The organism is Limnohabitans sp. Jir72, from assembly GCF_003063575.1.
In the GTDB taxonomy this organism is placed as follows: Bacteria; Pseudomonadota; Gammaproteobacteria; order Burkholderiales; family Burkholderiaceae_C; genus Limnohabitans_A.
Genome location: NZ_NESC01000031.1, coordinates 1 through 1,431, shown reverse-complemented (window position 1 = coordinate 1,431; position 1,431 = coordinate 1). Strand labels below are relative to the sequence as shown.

Below are 1,431 nucleotides of genomic sequence, written 5' to 3'. Positions count from 1 at the left end.
GGGATGGCCGGACGTACATGGACGCTCCCGGTTTGCCAAGCTTTCAATTCATGACGACTCGAAGGTAAAGATTGCACCCGTACATTCGGACTTTTGGTGTGACTTTTGGCCACTGTCCCTGATGGGATTCGCTGGTTGACGCCTCAATCGCTTACACGCACTCTGGGTGCCTCGTCCGGCACGGGCTTTGCCAACCACGGTCTAACCTGTCTTGCCATCACTTCATGATTGCCTGAGCAATCGGTGGTAAAGCTCTCCCTGTCTGGATTTCTTATTACATTACTTCACTTGGCCGGATTGACTATGTGGCCACTTTGGCGGTCGTGTAGTCAGGCTGGAACTCTCGCTCGTTGGCCAATAAGGCCCACACGATGCGCGCATTTTTATTGGCCAGCGCCACGGCCGCTACGTTCTTGTTCCGCCGACTAACCACCCCGTTAATCCAACTGCAGGATTCAGGCTTGTGCTGCGCTCGGTAAATCACTGAACGCGCACCGTGAATCAATAGGGTTCGCAGATAAGTATCGCCGCGTTTGCTGATACCCAGCAGATTTTGTTTGCCGCCACTCGAGTGCTGTTTGGGCACCAGGCCCAGCCATGCGGCAACCTGACGGCCACCGTCAAAGTTCTTCGCATCCCCCAGTGAAGCCACCAGCGCGCTGGCAGTAATGGGGCCAATGCCAGGAACTTGTGCCAGTTTGTTGCTGGCATCACTTTGGCGATGCCATTTGACGATCTGCATCTCTAGTTCATCGACTTGGCGGTCAAGCTCCTTGAGGTGATCAAGCAACCGTTGAACGAGAATTCGGAATGAACCTGGCAATTCATTGCTGGCATCTTCAATAAGTTCAGGCACACGGGACGCGATGTAGCCAATTCCCTGTGGAACGATTAGGCCAAACTCCGACAACAAACCTCGAATCTGGTTAGCCTGGGCCGTGCGTGCCTTTACAAAGCCCTGACGGACCCGATGAAGAGCCAAAACCGCCTGCTGTTCGATGTTCTTGATCGGCACAAAGCGCATATTAGGCCGGGCCACAGCTTCGCATATTGCCTCAGCATCGGCTGAGTCGTTTTTGTTGGTCTTAACGTAGGGCTTGACGAATTGAGGCGCCATTAACTTGACTGTGTGGCCAAAGCCTTGCAACTTGCGAGCCCAGTGATGTGCACTACCGCAGGCCTCCATGCCAATAAGGCAAGCAGGCAGATTTACGAAGAACTCGGCCATCTGATCGCGCCGAATCTGCTTCTTGATTACGGTCTTGCCATACTCATTGACCCCGTGCAGTTGAAACACATTTTTGGCCAGATCGATGCCTACTGTTGTAACCTTCATGTCGGACGCTCCTGTCTGTTCAAGTGGTTGATTTGCATCTCCACTTTGGCACATTTCGATGCCGTGTAGGTGGGAGCGTCCATCCCATTGCTTAC

1 protein-coding gene is annotated in these 1,431 nt (G+C 53.2%); it reads right to left on the bottom strand.

Features of this window, described 5'->3' with window-relative positions; translation table 11 throughout:
* Positions 1-301: 301 nt before the first annotated feature.
* Entirely contained in the window at positions 302-1,336 is a 1,035-nt protein-coding gene (locus tag B9Z52_RS17460) for an IS110 family transposase (protein WP_108415115.1), read from the bottom strand.
* Positions 1,337-1,431 lie beyond the last annotated feature (95 nt).